A 17,610-nucleotide genomic window follows, 5' to 3' on the forward strand; every position below is an offset into this window, starting at 1 on the left:
CTGCTGGCGGAGCGGCTGGGTGTGCCGCAGGTGACGCTGCTGTCGGAGGTGTCGGTCGAGGGCGGCGTGGTGAAGGGTCGTCGGGACGGTGACGCGGCGACGGAGCTGGTGGAGGCGGCGCTGCCGGCGGTGGTGTCGGTGACGGACCAGTCGGGTGAGGCCCGGTACCCGTCGTTCAAGGGGATCATGGCGGCGAAGAAGAAGCCGGTGCAGTCGTGGGACCTGGACGACCTGGGCATCGAGGCGGACGAGGTCGGTCTGGCGGGTTCGTGGACGGCGGTGGAGTCGGTGGCGGCGCGTCCGGCGCGGACCGCGGGCACGGTCGTCAAGGACGAGGGCGAGGGCGGCAAGTCGCTCGCGGGCTTCCTCGCCGACCAGAAGTTCATCTAGTCCCACCCGTTCGCGAACCCAACTATCGATCAGGAGCAACGAATCATGGCTGAGATCCTGGTTCTGGTGGACCACGCCGACGGCGCGGTGCGCAAGCCGGCCCTGGAGCTGCTGACCCTGGCCCGCCGTATCGGTGAGCCGTCCGCCGTCGTCCTGGGCGCCGGTGCGGCCGCGGCCGGCATCGCGGCGAAGGCCGGCGAGTACGGCGCGGCGAAGGTGTACGTCGCCGACGGCGCGGAGTTCGCCGACCAGCTGGTCGTCCCGAAGGTGGACGCGCTGGCGCAGATCGCCAAGGCGAACGACGTGGCGGCGGTGCTGGTGACGTCCTCCGGTGAGGGCAAGGAGGTGGCCGCGCGCGTCGCGCTGCGGATCGGCTCCGGCATCATCACCGACGCCATCGACCTGGAGGCCGGCGACGGCGGTCCGGTCGCCACCCAGTCGGTGTTCGCCGCGTCCTTCCAGGTGAAGTCCAAGGTCACCAAGGGCGCGCCGGTCATCACCGTGAAGCCGAACGCCGTCGCCCCGGAGGCCGCTCCGGCCGCCAGTGCGGTGGAGGACGTCGCCGTGGCGTTCACCGGCAACGCCGCCAAGGTCGTCTCGCGCACCCCGCGGGTGTCCTCCGGCCGTCCCGAGCTGACCGAGGCCGCGATCGTGGTCTCCGGTGGCCGTGGCGTCGGTGCCGCCGAGGGCTTCGGCGTGGTCGAGGAGCTCGCGGACGCGCTGGGCGCGGCCGTCGGCGCCTCGCGTGCCGCGGTGGACGCCGGCTGGTACCCGCACAGCAGCCAGGTCGGCCAGACCGGCAAGCAGGTCTCCCCGCAGCTCTACATCGCGGCGGGCATCTCCGGCGCGATCCAGCACCGGGCCGGCATGCAGACCTCGAAGACCATCGTGGCCGTCAACAAGGACCCCGAGGCCCCGATCTTCGAGCTGGTCGACTACGGCGTGGTCGGCGACCTCTTCCAGGTGCTGCCGCAGCTCACCGCCGAGGTGAAGGCCCGCAAGGCCTGATCCGCGCGGAAGGTTCGGAGGGCGTGGTGCCGGGTGCCCGGTGCCGCGCCCTCCGTCGTCCCCGGTCCTTCCCCGGCCTTCCCGGTCGTTCTCCGCCGTCGCCGGCCCCGCTCGCCGTCCCCGGCGCGCGGCGGGCCGGACGGCGGCCCGTAGAGTCGGCGCCGGCGCGTGGCGCACGGGCGCGGCGCGGTGGTGATGGACGAGGCGAGGACGGTGGCATGGCACTGCTGACGGCACTTCAGGGCGGTTTCGGCGACGCGGCGGACGCGCTGCGGATCGACGGTCGGACGCTCTCCCGGGAGGACCTGCTGGGCGCGGCGACCGCCGTCGCCGACCGGGTGGCCGGCGCCCCGGCGCTCGCGGTGCTCGCCCGGCCCACCGTCGAGACCGTCACCGCGGTGGTCGGCGGCCTGCTGGCGGGCGTCCCGGTGGTGCCGCTGCCGCCCGACTCGGGGCCCAAGGAGCGCGAGCACATCCTGCGCGACTCGGGCGCGGCGCTGCTCGCGCACGCCGTCGGGGAGGTGCTGCCGCAGGACACCTCGGTGGCCGGGCTGCCGGTCGACCCCGCGCGGCGCTCCACCACCAGCTACGCCGAGCCCGCCGCCGGGTCGACCGGCTTCGTGCTCTACACCTCGGGCACCACCGGCGCCCCCAAGGGCGTGGTGATCCGGCGCGAGGCGATCGCCGCCGACCTGGACGCCCTCGCCGCCGCCTGGCAGTGGACCGCCGAGGACACCCTCGTCCACGGCCTGCCGCTGTTCCACGTGCACGGGCTGCTGCTCGGCGTGCTCGGCGCCCTGCGCACCGGCAGCGGACTGGTGCACACCGGACGGCCCACCCCGGAGGGGTACGCGGCGGCGGGCGGCAGTCTGTACTTCGGGGTGCCCACCGTGTGGTCCCGGCTGGCGGCGGACCCGCAGGCCGCGGCCCGGCTCGCCCCGGCCCGGCTGCTGGTCTCCGGCAGCGCGCCGCTGCCCGTGCCGGTGTTCGAGAAGCTCGCGGCGCTCACCGGGCACGCCCCGATCGAGCGGTACGGGATGACCGAGTCGCTGATCACCGTCAGCACCCGGGCGGACGGCGAGCGGCGCCCCGGCAGCGTCGGGCTGCCGGTGGAGGGGGTCCGCACCCGGCTGGTCGGCGAGGACGGCGCGCCGGTGCCCAGTGACGGGGAGAGCGTCGGCGAACTCCAGGTCTCCGGGCCGACGCTGTTCAGCGGTTACCTCAACCGGCCGGACGCGGACGCCGAGGCGTGGACGGCGGACGGCTGGTTCCGCACCGGCGACGTCGCGGTGATCGGGGCGGACGGCTTCCACCGGATCGTCGGCCGCGCCTCGGTCGACCTGATCAAGAGCGGCGGCTACCGGATCGGCGCGGGCGAGGTGGAGGCCGCGCTGCGCGACCACCCGGCGGTCGCCGACGCGGCGGTGGTCGGCGTGCCGGACGAGGACCTCGGACAGGCGATCGTCGCGTACGTCATCCCGGACGGCGCCGTGACGGGGGAGCAGCTGACGGCCTTCGTGGCGGAGCGGCTCTCGGTGCACAAGCGGCCGCGCCGGGTCGTCCTGGTGCCCGAACTGCCCAGGAACGCCCTGGGAAAGGTGCTGAAGAAGCAGCTGTTGACGGAGGCCGGCGGCCGCTGAGGAGAGGGTGGTCGGACGCCCCCTCGGATGACGGGTGTTCACCCTGATGCGCCGTCGGTGCTCACCACCCGTGACCCTTCCATTGGCGCACTCCACTGCGCGCAGTGAGCGGACGCGTGCCTAACGTGACACGCAGGCAGGGCCGACCCCCCGGGCGGCACGCCGACGGCTTCCGGTCGCAGGACCGGAAGCCGCGGTGTGCCGGGCGGGGGCCCTGCCGACAAGCACGGCCAGTCCTGGCCGGTCACAGCAACCCGCTGCAAATCCGCAGCGATCCGCAGCGATCCGCAGCAGTGAAGGAAGTCAGCACGATGACCACCGTCAACACCGGCGCGCCGGAGGCCGCCGGCGAACCGACCGGGCAGCAGGACGCTGCCACCGTCCGTCCCTCCCGTCCGTCCCGCGGCGCGCGGCTCCGTCGGGGGATAGGCATGGTGGCCGTGATCGCGACCAGTGCGGGCCTGATCGGCCTCGGCACCGGTGTCAGCCCCGCGGCCGCCGAGCCCGCCCCGGCGCACGCCGGCTGGGACGGCTCCCGGTACTGGTTCAAGAACAGCCAGGGGCAGTGGCGCTGGACCTCGCACTACGACGTCTACGTGCAGCGCACCGGAGGCGGCTCCTCGTCCGCCGCCAGGACCACGACCACGTCCTCCGGCGGGATCACCCAGGGCTGGGACGGCTCGCGCTACTGGTTCCGCAACAGCAGGGGCGAGTGGCGCTGGACCTCGCACTACGACATCTACCTGGAGCGCACCGGAGGCGGCTCCTCCTCGGACTCCCCGGGCTACTTCGACGACTCGGTCGCCGAGGACCGGGACGTCGAGACCGCCGTGCAGTTCGCGCTCTCCCAGCTGGGCGTGCCGTTCCGCCGGGCCGGCAACGGGCCGGACGGCTACGACTGCTCGGGCCTGGTGCAGCAGTCCTTCCGGCGCGGCGGGATCAGCCTGCCGCGGGTGGCCAACGACCAGTACGCGGCGACCACGCCGATCGGGGCCGGCCAGCTGCGCCGCGGCGACCTGCTGTTCTGGTCGCCGGACGGGACCGCCCGGGGCATCCAGCACGTGGCCATCTACCTGGGCGACAACAGGTACGTCGAGGCCGCGCGGCCCGGGACCAACATCCGGATCTCGGGGATCAGCAGCGGCTACTACCCGTCGTACATGGGGCGCCCGTAGCGGGGTCGCCGTCCGCCCGTCGGGGGTGCCGGGTCCGCCCGGTGCCCCCGACGGGGGTGTCCTCGTCGGTCCGGGCCGAGCCCGGGGCGCGCGACGCCCGCTCGGCCCGACGCCCGGTCAGAGGTCCGTCGGGCGGGGCAGCGCGCCGCGGGCGCCGAGGCCGGTGACGGCGAAGGCCCCGGCGGCGACGGCGGTGGCGGCCGCGTCGGGCAGCGCGGCGCCGCGGGCGAGTGCGGCGGCGAGGGCGCCGCAGAAGGCGTCGCCGGCGCCGGTGGTGTCGACCACTCGGACGGTCGGGGCGGGCAGCCGGGTCGGCGTCCCGTCCACGACGACCAGCGCGCCCTCGCCGCCGAGGGTGACCACGGCGCCCTCGGCGTGTTCGGCCAGCGCCCGGGCGGCCCCGGTGACGTCGGCGGCGCCGGTGAGCTGGCGGGCCTCGACGGCGTTCGCGACGACCAGCGGGCGGCGTCCGGTGGGGCCGGCCTCCGGCAGGGTGCCGGCCGGGGCGGTGTTGTGCAGCCAGCGGGTGCCGCCCGAGGGGCCCGCGGCGGGCAGTGCGGCGGCGGTCGCGCGGATGCACTCCGCGGGGACCTCGTTGCTGGTCAGGACCACGTCGACGGGGAGCAGCCGGAGGCGGGCGAGCGCGGCGGTGACCTCCTCCGGGGTCAGGTGGGCGTTGGCGCCGGGGACGACGACGATGCTGTTCTCGCCGGCCGGGTCGACCATGACGATCGCCTGGCCGGTGGGCGCGTCCGGGTGGGTGAGCACGGCGCCCGTCTCGACCTGCGCGCCCCGCAGGTCGGCACGCGCCGCCTCGCCCTCGGCGTCCCGTCCGACCTTGGCGACCAGGTGCGTCGCCGCCCCCATCCGGGCCGCCGCCACCGCCTGGTTGGCCCCCTTGCCGCCGAAGCCCCGGGTGGCGGCGGTGGCGAGGACGGTCTCGCCGGGGGAGGGCAGCACGGGGCAGCGGAGGATGCGGTCGGTGTTGACCGAGCCGATGACGACGACCCGACCGGCGGGAAGCAGCTTCATCGTTCCTCTGTACGCGGTGGGGCGCGGGCGGCGCAAGGAGGCGGGCGGTGGCGGTCGAGCGCAGGGCGCGTACGGGCCGAGCCCGGGGCGCGCGCGGCGCACAGGGGCGTACGAGTGGGGGGCGTGCGGAGCGTGCGCGTGGGGCGTGCGTAGCGGGTCGACCCACCAGGCATCCTGTGCCCTAGCAGTGGCGAAGGGGTGCAATTTTGATGTAGACCGGTCTGCATATTTCCGCGTACGGGCGTCTGACCTGGGCACATGCCGCTGTCACGGGGCAGAGCGGGGCGTGCGGGCGGGCGCGCCGGGGAGGCATGGGGAGCGGCGTGGCGCGGGTACCACCACGGGTGGCGCTGGTTCGACCAACGGGGGCGCTGCCCGGTGCGAACGGCATCGGGGGAAGTCGAGGGCAGGGGACGTTGTGATCGTCTGGGTCAATGGCACATTCGGGGCGGGCAAGACGAGCGCCTGCCGCGAGCTGGTGGAACTGCTGCCCGGGAGCGTGCTCTTCGATCCCGAGCTGGTGGGCTTCGGCCTGCGTCGGATGCTCCCGGCCGACCGGCTGGCGACGGTGTCCGACTTCCAGGACCTGGCGGCCTGGCGCCGGCTCGTCCCCGAGACGGCGGCGGCGCTGCTCGGTGAGGTCGGGGGCCCGCTGGTGGTCCCGATGACCCTGCTCAGGGAGGACTACCGGGACGAGATCTTCGGGGACCTGGCCTCGAACGGGATCACGGTGCACCACGTCGTGCTGGACCCTGAAGAAACGATCCTGCGCGATCGCATAGCCCATCGCGACGAGTGCCCGGGCGACCCGGAGGGCAGCGAGCGGGTCCGCGCCTGGTGCCTCGAGCACCTGCCCCGCTACCGCGCCGCCCGCCGCTGGCTGGTCGGGGACGCCCGGATGATCGACACCAGCGGGATCTCCCCCCGGGAGACCGCGCACCGGATCGCCGAGCTGGTCCGGGTCGGCGCCGCCCGCTGCCCCATCGTCCAGACCCCGGACCCGACCGGCGACACCGTCGCCTCCGCCGTCCTGTTCTTCGACGAGCAGGACCGCGTGCTGCTGGTGGACCCGGTCTACAAGCCCGACTGGGACTTCCCCGGCGGCGTGGTCGAGCGCGGCGAGGCCCCCACCGACGCCGCCCTGCGCGAGACCGCCGAGGAGCTGGGCCTGCGCCTGGACCCGTCCGCGCTGCGCCTGCTCGCCGTCGACTGGGAGCCGCGCACCGGCCCGCGCCGCGGCGGCCTGCGGCTGATGTACGACGGCGGGCTGCTGGACGAGGAGGGCCGGCAGCACCTGCTGCTCCAGCAGGAGGAGCTGCGCGGTTGTCGCTTCGTCACCCTGGACGAGGCCGGGGAGCTGCTGCCCCCGGGACGCTACCGGCGGCTGGCGGCCGCGCTGGACGCGCGGCGGAGCGGCGAGCTGCGGTACCTGGAGGCGGGGAGCCGGGTGGCCGTGGGGCTGGCGAGCACGGCGGACGCGGCGTAGCGGCCGGTCGGCGCGGGGCCGGGGGCTGGTGGAGGGACCGTGGTGCGCCTCCCGGCGCGCCGCGCCGCGGTCCCGGGCGGCAGGATGGGGGCATGCCCTTCACGTTGAGCCACCCCGCCGCCGTCCTGCCCCTGCTGCGCGCCGCCGGGGCGCGCGGGCCCCTGGTGGCGTCGGCGCTGGTCGCCGGGTCGATGGCGCCGGACGTGCCGTTCTTCGCCGAGTCCCTGCTGCCCGGGGTGTACGGCCAGGGCGGGCTCACGCACCGCTGGTGGGCGGTGCCGACGGTGGACGTGGCGATCGCCGGCGCGCTGGTGGCCGGCTGGCACGGGCTGCTGCGCGGGCCGCTGGTGGCGCTGCTGCCCGAGCGGTGGGTGGGCGGCGCCGAGGCGTTGACCGTCCGGCGGGCCGGGAACGCCGCAGACCCCGCGGAGGCCGGTGCGGTCGGCGGCGCGGCGTGGTTCGCGGCCTCGGCGGCGATCGGGGCGGCCACCCACGTCGGCTGGGACGCGTTCACCCACGGGGACCGGCTGGGGGTGCGGCTGCTGCCCGTCCTGGACCGCCCGGTGGCCGGGGTCCCGCTGTACGAGGCGCTGCAGTACGGCAGTTCGGCGCTCGCCCTGGCGGCGCTGGGCGGTTGGGCGGCGCGGGCGGTGCGGGCCGTCGAGCCGGTGCGGCCGGCCGTGCGGCTGGCGCCCCGGGCCCGGCGGGCGGCCGTCGCGACGCTGGGCGCGGCGACGGCCGCCGGGGTGCTGCACCGGCTCGCTCCGCTGCGGCGGAACCTGGTGCCGGAGGTCTGCTTCGGCGCCGGGGCCGGGCTCGCGGTGGGCGCGGTCGGTTACGCGGCGGTGCTGGCGGCCGCCCGCCGGTTGCGCGGCGGGCGGCCGGACGTCCTCCGCGAAGAGCCTCGGGACGTCGCTGCGAAGGTCCGTCAGACGGAGCGCAGTTCGGCGTAGCGGCGGAGGAACAGCGCCTCGGTGAGGGCCATCTGCTCCAGCTCCCGCGGGTCGACGCTCTCGTTGACCGCGTGGATCTGGGTGGTCGGCTCCTCGACGCCGATCAGCACGATCTCGGCCTGCGGGTAGAGCGAGCGCAGCGTGTTGCAGAGCGGGATCGAGCCGCCCTCGCCGGAGGCGACCATGGCCGTCCCGAAGGCCTCGGCCATCGCCTCGCCCATCGCCTCGTACGCCGGGCCGCTGGTGTCGGCGCGGAACGGCGCGCCGTTGCCCTGGCGCTCGACGGTGAGCCGGGCGCCGAGCGGGACCTGCGCCTCCAGGTGGGCGACCAGGGCGTCCTGGGCGGCGCCCGCGTCCGTGCCCGGGGCGACGCGCAGGCTGATCAGGGCCTTGGCGGTGGCCTGGACGGAGGAGGTGGCGCCGATCACCGGCGGGGCGTCGATGCCGAGGACGGTGACGGCCGGGCGGGCCCAGAGGCGGTCCGCGAGGGTGCCGGTGCCGGTCAGGGCGACGCCGTCGAGCACCTTGGCGTCGGAGCGGAACTGCTCCTCCGGGTACTGGACGCCGGTCCAGGTCTGGTCGGCGGTCAGGCCGGCCACCGCGACGTCGCCGTTCTCGTCGTGCAGCGAGGCCAGCATCCGGACCAGGGACTGGAGCGCGTCGGGGGCGGCGCCGCCGAAGGCCCCGGAGTGCAGGTTGCCGGCCAGCGTGGTGACGGTGGCCTCGACGATCGTCATACCGCGCAGCGAGGTGGTCACGGTGGGCAGGCCGGGGGCGAAGTTGCCGGTGTCGCCGATGATGATGGCGTCGGCGGCGAGCAGCTCGGGGTGGGCCTCGGCGTAGCGCTCCAGGCCGCCGGTGCCCTGCTCCTCGGAGCCCTCGACGATGATCTTCAGACCGACCGGGTAGGCGTCGCCGTGGACCTGACGCAGCGCCCGCAGCGCCGTCAGGTGCATCAGGATGTTGCCCTTGCAGTCGGCGGCGCCGCGCCCGTACCAGCGGCCGTCGCGCTCGGTCAGCTCGAAGGCGGGGCTGTGCCAGGCGTTCTCGTCCAGCGGGGGCTGGACGTCGTAGTGGGAGTAGAGCAGGACGGTCGGCGCGCCCTCGGGGCCGGGCAGCTCGCCGTAGACGGACTGGGTGCCGTCCGGGGTGTCCAGCAGCCGGATGCCGGTCAGGCCCTCGGCGGCGAAGGCGTCGGCGACCCAGCGCGCGGCCTTCTCGCACTCCTCGACCGGGAACTGGCGCGGGTCGGCGACCGACGGGAAGGCGACCAGCTCGGCGAGGTCGGTGCGGGCACGGTCCATCAGGGATCGGACGGCGTCGGCCAGGGGCTGTGACATCGGGGCTCCGGGGGGACGGTCCGCCCTTGGGGTGGTGCGGGCGGAGGAGGCGGTTTGCGGTAGTGCCGATCATAGGTGGAGCGGAACAGGGAGTTCCGAGGGTGGGTCGCGGACCGGGCCTCCGAGGGGGCGGGCCGCCTTCGGGCGGGCCGTACGGCCGGGTGGCGCCGGTGCGGGGGCGGCGCGCTCGACCGGCGCGGCCGGACGCATAGGATTGCTCGACGTGACTGACTCCGGAAGCTCCGATTCCCGTAGCCCGCTCGACAGCCCGGCCGAGGGCGGTCCGACCGACGACGCGGCCGCGCCGCTGGACGGCGTCTGGGACGTCGTGGTGGTCGGCGCCGGACCGGCGGGCTCCTCGGCCGCGCACGCCGCCGCGGCCCAGGGCCGCCGGGTGCTGCTGCTCGACAAGGCCGAACACCCCCGGTACAAGACCTGCGGCGGCGGCATCATCGGCCCCTCCCGGGACAGCCTGCCGCCGGACTTCCGGTTGCCGCTGCAGGACCGGGTGCACGCCGTCACCTTCGCCTACAACGGGAGGTACACCCGTACGCGGCGGTCCAAGCGGATGCTGTTCGGCCTGGTCAACCGGGACGAGTTCGACCTGCGCCTGGTGCAGGCGGCCAAGCAGGCCGGGGCGGTGCTGGTCACCGGAGTGACCGTCACCGGCGTCGAGCAGCGCGGCGGGGAGCACCGGACGGCCCTGGTGACGGCCGCCGACGGGCGCACCTTCGAGGCCCGCGCGGTGGTCGGCGCGGACGGCAGCGCGAGCCGGATCGGCCGGCACGTCGGCGTCACCTTCGACCAGATCGACCTCGGCCTGGAGGCCGAGATCCCGGTGCCGGCCCAGGTCGCGGCCGACTGGGCGGGCCGGATCCACCTCGACTGGGGCCCGCTGCCCGGCAGTTACGGCTGGGTGTTCCCGAAGACCGAGACCAGCAGCCTGACCGTCGGCGTCATCTCGGCGCGCGGCGACGGCGAGCGGACCAAGCAGTACCTCGCCGACTACATCCGCCGGCTGGGCCTGTCCGGGTTCACCCCGCAGGTCGAGTCCGGGCACCTGACCCGCTGCCGGACCGAGGACTCGCCGCTCTCCCGCGGCCGGGTGCTGGTCGCCGGGGACGCGGCCGGACTGCTGGAGCCGTGGACCCGCGAGGGCATCTCGTACGCGCTGCGCTCGGGCCGGCTGGCCGGCGAGTGGGCGGTGCAGGTCGCCGAGGCGGGCAACGCGGCGGCGGTGCGGCGCGAGGCGCTGAACTACGCGTTCGCGGTCAAGGCCGGGCTGGGCGTGGAGATGCGCGCGGGCAAGCAGCTGCTGGGCGCCTTCGAGCGGCGGCCGTACCTGTTCCACGCGGCGGTCTGCCTGGTGCCGCCGGCCTGGCGGGCCTTCGCCCGGACCACCCAGGGGCACACCTCCTTCGCCCAGGTGCTGCGGCAGTACCGGGCCGCGCGGCGGCTGGCGTCGATGGCCTCGCGGTAGGGCGGCCGCTGTGGCGTCGTGAGCTCGTGACGTTGTGGAGCGGGGCCGGTGTCCCTCCGTGCGCGGGAGGGGCACCGGCCCCGCTTCCCTTGCGGGGAGCGCTACTTGAGCCCGGTGTCCAGTGCGGACATCAGGGTGCCGGACGGGGTGTCGCCGGACATCTCCCAGATCATGCCGCCGAGCAGGTTCTTCGACTTGAGGTAGGCGGTCTTCTGCGAGATCGACCAGGCGTCGTCGAAGGTCCACCACTGCCCGCCGGCTCCCGTGTAGCCGTACGTCGCAACGGACTTGGGGTCGTGGTAGACCTTGAGGCCGGAGAGGCTGGTGATCAGGTTGTTGTACCCGCGGGTGCCGGCCTCGTCGCTGAACTGGCCGGGTGCGGCGCCGTTCGCGGACTGCCAGGCGCCGTTCGCGCCGCCGTCCGCGACGCTCTGCCAGCCGCGCCCGTAGAACGGGAAGCCGATGGTCAGCTTGCGCGGGTTGACCCCGGCGTTCAGGTACGTCTGGACGGCCGTGTCCACGCTGAAGTGGGTGGCGTAGGGGTCGTTCGGGTCCTGGTAGAGGTTGGAGGCGTGGCCGGTGCGGTTCGGCTCCCAGGAGTTGTCGCTGCCCGAGCCGTGGAAGTCGTAGCCCTGGACGTTGGCGATGTCCAGCGAGCCGAAGATCTTCGAGAGGTCCCAGCCGGCCGCGACCTTCGCCGGGTCGGCCGGGGTGAAGGCGGTGAGCAGCTTGTGCGAGCCGCCCAACGCGTCCAGCTGCTTGCGGAATTCGGCCAGCAGCAGGGTCAGGTTGCCCTTGTCGTTGGCGCTCCAGTGGTTGCCCGGGTGGCCGTCGGCGGAGCCGGGCCACTCCCAGTCGAGGTCGATGCCGTCGAAGATGCCCGCTGCCACGCCGTCGCCGCCGGCGCCGTTGTAGGCCGGCAGGTTGCCCTTGATCCAGGTGTCGACGCAGGACTTGACGAACTTCTGGCGGGACGCGTCGGTGGCGGCGGCGTCGGAGAAGTACTTGGAGTAGGTCCAGCCGCCGAGCGAGACGACCACCTTCAGGTTGGGGTACTTGGCCTTCAGCTTCTTCAACTGGTTGAGGTTGCCGCGGAGTTTGCCCCAGCCGTCGTCGGCCACGCCGTCCACCGACTGGTCGGCGCTCATCGCCCGGCCGTAGTCCGCGTCGGCGTCACCGGCGCCGGTGCCCTGGTCCGGGTCCTCCGGGTTGGCGGTGGTGCCCTTGGTGACGCCGGCCTGGCAGGTCAGGTTGACCGGATCGATGTTCTCGAAGGCGTAGTTGACGACGTCGAGCTTGGCGGCGGCGCCCGAGGTGTCCAGGTTCTTGACGAAGTACTGGCGGCCGTAGATGCCCCACTGGACGAAGTAGCCGACCCGGGCGTACTTCCCGGCGCCGACCAGGTCCGAGGTGGTCACGGTGAGCGGGGCGGAGGCGGGCGAGGCGTTGTCGGCGGCGTCCCGGGCCTTCACGGTGAACGTGTAGGCGGTGGACGGGGAGAGGCTGCCGACGGCCGCGCCGAGCGTGCTGCCGGTGACCGTGGCCACCAGGGTGCCGCCCTGGTAGACGTCGTACGCGGCGACCCGGACGTTGTCGGTGGCGGCGTTCCAGGCGAGCGTCACGTCCGTCGAACCGACCGCGGTGGCCCGGAGGTTGGCCGGTGCGGTGGGCGGCGAGGTGTCGGTGGACGGGTCGAAGGTGGACGCGGTGACACCCGCGCTGAGCGGGCCGGTGTTGCCGCGGCTGTCCTTGGCGCGGACGGTCAGGGTGTACGAGGTGGCCGGGGTGAGGCCGGTGACCAGCACGCCGGTGGACGGGCTGGAGGCGAGCACCGTGCTACCGCTCAGCACGTCGTAGGAGGCGACCGGGAAGTCCCCGCCGGTGGCGGCCGGCCAGCTCAGGGCGAGCGTGTGCGCGGTGGACTCGGTGACCGTCGGGGTGCCCGGCGCGGACGGCGGGACGTCCGCGCTGCCGTCGCACTTGTCGCCGTTGACACGGCAGTTGAGCGGGGCGGTGACCGGGCCGTTGCCGACGAACCAGAAGCTGTACGGCTCGGTGGTGCCGTGGGCGTTGACGGTGGAGTTGTAGAACGCCGCGGTGGCGGTGACGTGCCGGCCGTTCACGGTGGCGGTGCCGTTGTAGCTGTTGCTGATGGTGACGCCGGCCGGGAGGTCGAACTCCAGGGTCCAGCCGCTCACCGCGGTCGCGTTGTCGTTGTGGACGATGTAGGTGCCCTGCCACCAGGAGCCGTTGTCGGCCGTGGTGAAGGTGGCGGTGAGCTTTCCGGCGGCGTTCGCCGGGGCGGCCAGCGCGGTGAGCGCGGCGAGGGGCAGGAGCAGGACGGAGAGCAGTGCCAGCAGTCTGCTGCGCACGCGCGGGCGCCCGGCCCGGGATCGAGCGGACATGGTTCTCCCTGTGACTGTGGGGGTTGAACAGGGTGACGTAGAACCTTGGTTGATCCGTGCGGTTGATCCGTGTGCGATCGATGCCTGTGCCGTGGGGAGGCAAGGCATGGGAACTGTAGGAGGACTGGACCAATGCGTCAACAGGTCTGTACCACTTGGGAGTTGTCCCCGATGCTCCCGCCGTCTCGCCGCCCCCGTCGCTCCGCTATTCCCTGGTGCTCCCGCCGCTCCCGCTACTCGCGGACGATCGCCATCGCCTCGATCTCCATCAGCACGTCGGGCCGGAACAGCGCCGAGACCTGCACGGCGGAGGAAGCGGGCGGCGGAACGGAGCCCAGGTACTCGTCGCGGATCTCGCGGACCACGGCGAGGTGGGCGATGTCGGTCATGAAGTAGGTGAACTTCACGACGTCCTCGAACCCGGCCCCGGCGGCGGCCAGGCAGCGGCGGAGGTTCTCGAAGACCTGCCGCGCCTGCGCCTTCGGATCCCCCGGGCCGACCAGGTCCCGGTTCTCGTCGAACGGGACCTGCCCGGACACCTGGACCAGTCGGCCGCTTCCGGCGACGACCTGGGTGTAGCCGGTGCCGGGCGCGACTCCGGGCGGCTCCGTGATGCGGGTGAGGTGAGAGGTGGTCATGGGACGGATCTTGATCCATGCCCCCTCGGGCAGGCAAGCCCGACGGCCCGGGGGCTCCGGCTCGCTCTGGCCGAGGGGCGGGTGGGCGTGCCAGAGTCGTCCGGGCGTCGTCCGGGCACCTCCCGGACCGCACCCGCAGTCCGACCCACCCTCAGCCGGAAGGCAGGCCCCGCCGATGACCAGCGCAGCGCCCCTCGTCCACGTCAGCACCGCCGACGCCGTCACCACCCTCACCCTCGACTCGCCGCACAACCGCAACGCGCTCTCCACCCGGCTGATGGCCGAGCTGCACGCCGGACTGGCCTCCGCCGCGGCCGACCCGGAGGTCCGCGCCGTGGTGCTCGGGCACACCGGCAAGGTGTTCTGCGCGGGCGCGGACCTCTCCGAGGCGACCGGCGCGGACCCGACGGTCGGCCCGCGCGGCCTGGTCGAGCTCCAGCGGGCGATCGTGGACTGCGCCAAGCCGGTGATCGCCGTCATCCACGGCCACGTCCGGGCCGGCGGCCTCGGCCTGGTCGGCGCGGCGGACCTCGCCGTCGCCGGACCGGCCTCGACCTTCGCCTTCACCGAGGTGCGGCTCGGCCTCGCGCCCGCCGTCATCTCGCTGCCGCTGCGCCCGAAGCTGGACCCGCGCGCCGCCTCCCGCTACTACCTCACCGGCGAGGTCTTCGACGCCGCCGAGGCCGCCCGGATCGGGCTGATCACCAGCGCCACCGACTCCGCCGAGGCCACCGACGTGGCGCTCAAGGGCCTGCTGGACGCGCTGCGCCTGGGCTCCCCGCAGGGCCTGGCGGAGTCGAAGCGGCTGGCCAACGCCGAGGTGGTGCGCTCCTTCGAGCGGGACGCGGAGGAGCTGGTGGAGCTGTCGGCGCGGCTCTTCGGCTCGGCGGAGGCGCAGGAGGGGATGCGCTCGTTCCTGGAGAAGCGGCCCGCGCGCTGGGTGCGCTGAGGGCCGGGTTTCCCGGGTGCCCGTTCGCCCGGGGGCGTCGCCGCCCCCGGGCGTGACCACCCGTGCGCAGGGGTCGCGGCCGGCACGGTCAGAGGACCGCCGCCGTCTCGCTCCAGAGGGCGAGCAGGCTCTGGTCGCCGATCGCCTTGACCTCCCCGGCCTGCTGGGCGGACAGCCGGTTCCACAGCAGCAGGTAGAGCTCGTGGGCCGGGCCGGCGAGGGTCAGATCGGCCGGCTCGGGGCCCTCGCCGGCGGTGACGGCCGGCGCATCCCGGGTGATCGTCAGGTGCCAGGAGCCGGGGCCGTCGGTGGCCCGGACCAGCAGGGTGCGCGGCCGGTCGCTGCGCAGCTTGGACCGGCCGAGGGTCGTGAAGCCGCTCACCAGTTCGTCGATGCCGTCGAGGGCGAGCGCGGTGTCCACGACCGGACCGGGCACCCCGGTGGCCGCGTCGGCGTCGCGGCGGTGCACGGCGGTCTCGTGCGCCTGGCGCCGGGCCCAGAACGCCAGCGGGCTGGGCGAGGACAGGAAGGTCCAGCACTCGAGGTCGGCGGGCGCCGCGGTGAGGGTGTCCACCAGGGCGGCGTGGCCCTCGCGGTACCAGTCGAGCAGCGCGGCGTCCGAGGGCAGCGGCCCGACGGCGGCCTGCGCGTCCGCCTCGTCCGGCGGCGTCGGCGCGCCTCCGGACACGATCGCGGCGGCCCAGCGGTGGACGGAGCCGATGTGCTGCAGCAGCTTCGTCAGCTGCCAGTCCGGACAGGTCGGTACGGGGGCGGACAACTCGGTACGGGCCGCGGCCTCGGCGAGCCTGGTGCCCTCGCGGCGCAGCGCGTCGATGTGCTCGGTGATCTCCATGGGACGGAGTCTTCCATCGCGGCCCGTCCGCCGGTCGCGGATTTCGGACATTCCTCCGGTTGCCTCCCGGCGGACGGGCGGATGCTACGGGCCGGTAACGTGAGCGCATGCCGATAACCCGTTCGCTCGTCTCAGCCGTCCGGACCGGTGGCCGCCGCGCCGCCGGACGCCTCGTCCACCGGGGCTGGCGCTGGGTGCAGCGGACCGGAGCGGTCACCAGCCGCAACCCCGGCCCGTACCGGTTCGGCGAGCTGGGGGACGGCACGACGCTCAGCTTCCCGCTCGGGGCGGTGTTCAACGAGCAGTGGATCACCATCGGGCCGTTCTCGATCATCGGCGAGCGGGTCACCATCAGCGCGGGCTTCCTGCCCGGGCTCGACCTCGGGCCGGAGCCGATCGTGCGGATAGGCGGCGGCTGCGTGATCGGCCGGGACAGCCACATCGTCGGCCACCAGTCGATCGTCATCGGCGACGACGTGTGGACCGGCCCCGGCGTGTACATCAGCGACCAGTCGCACGAGTACCGGGACACCGAGCTGCCGATCGGCAAGCAGTGGCCGCGCAACGAACCGGTGGAGATCGGCACGGGCAGCTGGATCGGCACCGGCGCGGTGATCCTGCCGGGGGCGCGGATCGGCCGCAACGTGGTGGTCGCGGCGGGCGCCGTGGTGCGCGGCGACGTTCCCGACCACAGCGTGGTCGCCGGGGCGCCGGCCAAGGTGGTGCGCCGCTGGACGGAGGAGGAGGGCTGGCAGCCGCCGCTGCGCCACGACGCTCCGCAGCCGGTGCCGGACGGCGTGACCGCGGAGCAGCTGCGCGCCCTGGTCGGCTGGGACCTGCGGTTGCCGGGGGAGCAGGGCTGAGGTCGGTCGCCGGGCACCGGCCCGGTGCTGGCAGTCGTCCCGAACTACCCGGCGAGGGAGGCCTGTTCGGCGGTGCGGGCGGCGATGGCGGCGGCGATCCGCGGGAGGTCGGCGGGGCGGGCCGGATCCAGGCCGGTCAGTGCGGCGATCCGGCGCAGCCGGTAGTCGACGGTGTTCGGGTGCAGGTGCAGGGCGCTCGCGGTGTGGCGGCGGTTCAGGCCGCCGGCCAGGTGGGTGTGCAGGGTGATGAGCAACTCCCCGGCGTCGGCGAGCGGTTCGAGCAGGGCGGCGAGCCGGGAGCGGGCCTGGCTGGGGCGGGTGAGCTGGTACTCCAGCAGGACGTCGTCCAGCCGGTGCAGCCCCGGAGGTCGGCCGAACGCCCTTGCCACGTCGAGGACTTCGTAGGCGAGAGCGGCCGCGCCGGGCACCTCGGCGGGGGTGGCGGTCGCGGCCCCGGCCAGGACGGGAACGCCGGCCGCCCGGGCCGCTGCGGCGAGGGCGGCGGCGAGCAGCGGCCACGGCGCCTCGCCGGTCCCGTCCTCGTCCGGACCGGGTGACGGTCCGAACGGGACGAGTACCAGGCCGCCCGTGGGGGTGAGCGCGGTGAGCGCCGACTGCCGGGTGCGGTGGTCGAGTTCGGCCTCGAACCGGCGGAGTTTGCGGAGGGCGGCGATGCCCGGATCGACACCGGGGGAGTGCTCGTCGGGGTGGTCGGCGAGGGACAGGCAGAGCACGGTGTACCCGGTGGACAGGCGGAGCCCGGCGCGCTCGGCGGCCGCGTCGGCGGGGGTGCCCGCGAGCAGCGCGCCGAGCAGGGAGTGCCGGGCCGAGTCCCGTCGGCCGGTGGCCGGGCGGCGGCCGTCCAGGTAGCCCGCCCCGGCGGCGGTGACGGCCTGGCGGAGCTGGTCGAGCAGCAGCCGGTTGAGGGCGAGCAGGTCGGCGGCGTCGTCGTCCCGGGCGTGCCGGGTGGCGAACTCCCAGCAGACCTCCAGTCCGAGGTGGTGGGCGAGCAGGACGGCGTCCAGTGGCAGGCCCTCCTCGGCCCGCCGGGCGGCGGCCTCCCGGACGGCGGTGAACTCCTCGGCGGGGGCGGGGAGTCCGGTCCGTACGGTGTGGGCGAGGGCGCGGATGCGGCGCTCGGTGTCCCGGGTCAGCTCGCCGGTGAGCTGTTCGCGCGGCAGCCGGCGGTAGACCGGCACCCGCTCCAGCAGGGCGGCGACCACGGTCTCGGCCAGCTCCCGTACGCCGCCGAGCAGTCGCTGGTCGGCCGGGAGCCCGCCGATCACCGGGACGCGCCAGTCCGGCGTCCGGTCGGAGGTGTTCGGGGGTGCGGGGTGGGGTGCGTTGTGACCGGTCACAGAGAACACCGTCCAGGTCTGGGGGACGCCCAAGGGCCGG

The 17,610-nt window shown here is 74.8% G+C and carries 15 protein-coding genes; 9 read left to right on the forward strand and 6 right to left on the reverse strand.

The features are described 5' to 3' along the window. The 4 genes from ACLWS4_RS32375 to ACLWS4_RS32390 form a co-directional block, all read left to right on the forward strand. The coding region (locus ACLWS4_RS32375; RefSeq protein WP_416876004.1) for an electron transfer flavoprotein subunit beta/FixA family protein at positions 1–390 on the forward strand (390 nt) is incomplete at its 5' end. A gap of 45 nt (positions 391–435) precedes the next feature. Further along, positions 436–1,398: an electron transfer flavoprotein subunit alpha/FixB family protein gene (locus ACLWS4_RS32380; RefSeq protein ID WP_416876005.1), complete on the forward strand. Its 963-nt coding sequence runs from the start codon at positions 436–438 to the stop codon at positions 1,396–1,398. 218 nt (positions 1,399–1,616) lie between these two features. After that, complete coding sequence (locus ACLWS4_RS32385; RefSeq protein WP_375876710.1) at positions 1,617–3,038, forward strand: acyl-CoA synthetase; 1,422 nt, start codon at positions 1,617–1,619, stop codon at positions 3,036–3,038. 311 nt (positions 3,039–3,349) lie between these two features. Beyond that, the gene (locus ACLWS4_RS32390) at positions 3,350–4,213 is read left to right on the forward strand and encodes a C40 family peptidase (RefSeq protein ID WP_375876709.1); all 864 of its coding nucleotides are present in this window, start codon (positions 3,350–3,352) and stop codon (positions 4,211–4,213) included. Positions 4,214–4,330: 117 nt separating this feature from the next. Here the strand turns inward: ACLWS4_RS32390 and ACLWS4_RS32395 are convergent, their stop codons facing one another. After that, complete coding sequence (locus ACLWS4_RS32395; protein ID WP_416876006.1) at positions 4,331–5,245, reverse strand: PfkB family carbohydrate kinase; 915 nt, start codon at positions 5,243–5,245, stop codon at positions 4,331–4,333. 418 nt (positions 5,246–5,663) lie between these two features. Here ACLWS4_RS32395 and ACLWS4_RS32400 point away from each other — a divergent pair, with 418 nt between their 5' ends. Further along, a complete protein-coding gene (locus tag ACLWS4_RS32400) occupies positions 5,664–6,731 on the forward strand; it encodes an NUDIX domain-containing protein (RefSeq protein ID WP_416876007.1) in 1,068 nt (355 codons plus the stop codon). 92 nt (positions 6,732–6,823) lie between these two features. Then, positions 6,824–7,684, forward strand: a complete 861-nt coding sequence (locus tag ACLWS4_RS32405; RefSeq protein WP_416876008.1) for a DUF4184 family protein — start codon at positions 6,824–6,826, stop codon at positions 7,682–7,684. Here ACLWS4_RS32405 and ACLWS4_RS32410 read toward each other — a convergent pair. After that, entirely contained in the window at positions 7,660–9,024 is a 1,365-nt protein-coding gene (locus ACLWS4_RS32410) for a dipeptidase (RefSeq protein WP_049650959.1), read from the reverse strand. The genes ACLWS4_RS32405 and ACLWS4_RS32410 overlap by 25 nt on opposite strands. A 223-nt stretch (positions 9,025–9,247) precedes the next feature. Here ACLWS4_RS32410 and ACLWS4_RS32415 point away from each other — a divergent pair, with 223 nt between their 5' ends. Next, entirely contained in the window at positions 9,248–10,504 is a 1,257-nt protein-coding gene (locus ACLWS4_RS32415; protein WP_079272936.1) for a geranylgeranyl reductase family protein, read from the forward strand. A 101-nt stretch (positions 10,505–10,605) separates the two neighbouring features. Here the strand turns inward: ACLWS4_RS32415 and ACLWS4_RS32420 are convergent, their stop codons facing one another. Both ACLWS4_RS32420 and ACLWS4_RS32425 read right to left on the reverse strand, forming a co-directional pair. Next, a complete protein-coding gene (locus ACLWS4_RS32420; protein ID WP_416876009.1) occupies positions 10,606–12,909 on the reverse strand; it encodes a glycosyl hydrolase family 18 protein in 2,304 nt (767 codons plus the stop codon). Positions 12,910–13,142: 233 nt separating this feature from the next. Beyond that, on the reverse strand, positions 13,143–13,547 hold the full coding sequence (locus ACLWS4_RS32425; RefSeq protein ID WP_049650961.1) for a RidA family protein: 405 nt from the start codon (positions 13,545–13,547) through the stop codon (positions 13,143–13,145). 175 nt (positions 13,548–13,722) lie between these two features. Here ACLWS4_RS32425 and ACLWS4_RS32430 point away from each other — a divergent pair, with 175 nt between their 5' ends. Further along, entirely contained in the window at positions 13,723–14,496 is a 774-nt protein-coding gene (locus ACLWS4_RS32430) for an enoyl-CoA hydratase family protein (protein ID WP_074006376.1), read from the forward strand. Between the two features lie 88 nt (positions 14,497–14,584). On the opposite strand, the gene ACLWS4_RS32435 is transcribed toward ACLWS4_RS32430, so the two are convergent. After that, on the reverse strand, positions 14,585–15,349 hold the full coding sequence (locus ACLWS4_RS32435; protein ID WP_416876010.1) for a maleylpyruvate isomerase family mycothiol-dependent enzyme: 765 nt from the start codon (positions 15,347–15,349) through the stop codon (positions 14,585–14,587). 107 nt (positions 15,350–15,456) lie between these two features. Here ACLWS4_RS32435 and ACLWS4_RS32440 point away from each other — a divergent pair, with 107 nt between their 5' ends. Then, the gene (locus ACLWS4_RS32440) at positions 15,457–16,212 is read left to right on the forward strand and encodes an acyltransferase (RefSeq protein WP_049650964.1); all 756 of its coding nucleotides are present in this window, start codon (positions 15,457–15,459) and stop codon (positions 16,210–16,212) included. A gap of 44 nt (positions 16,213–16,256) precedes the next feature. Here ACLWS4_RS32440 and ACLWS4_RS32445 read toward each other — a convergent pair whose 3' ends face one another. Continuing rightward, positions 16,257–17,570, reverse strand: a complete 1,314-nt coding sequence (locus tag ACLWS4_RS32445) for a PucR family transcriptional regulator (RefSeq protein ID WP_416876011.1) — start codon at positions 17,568–17,570, stop codon at positions 16,257–16,259. Positions 17,571–17,610 lie beyond the last annotated feature (40 nt).

The organism is Kitasatospora sp. SC0581 (assembly GCF_048159585.1).
Taxonomy (GTDB): Bacteria; Actinomycetota; Actinomycetes; order Streptomycetales; family Streptomycetaceae; genus Kitasatospora.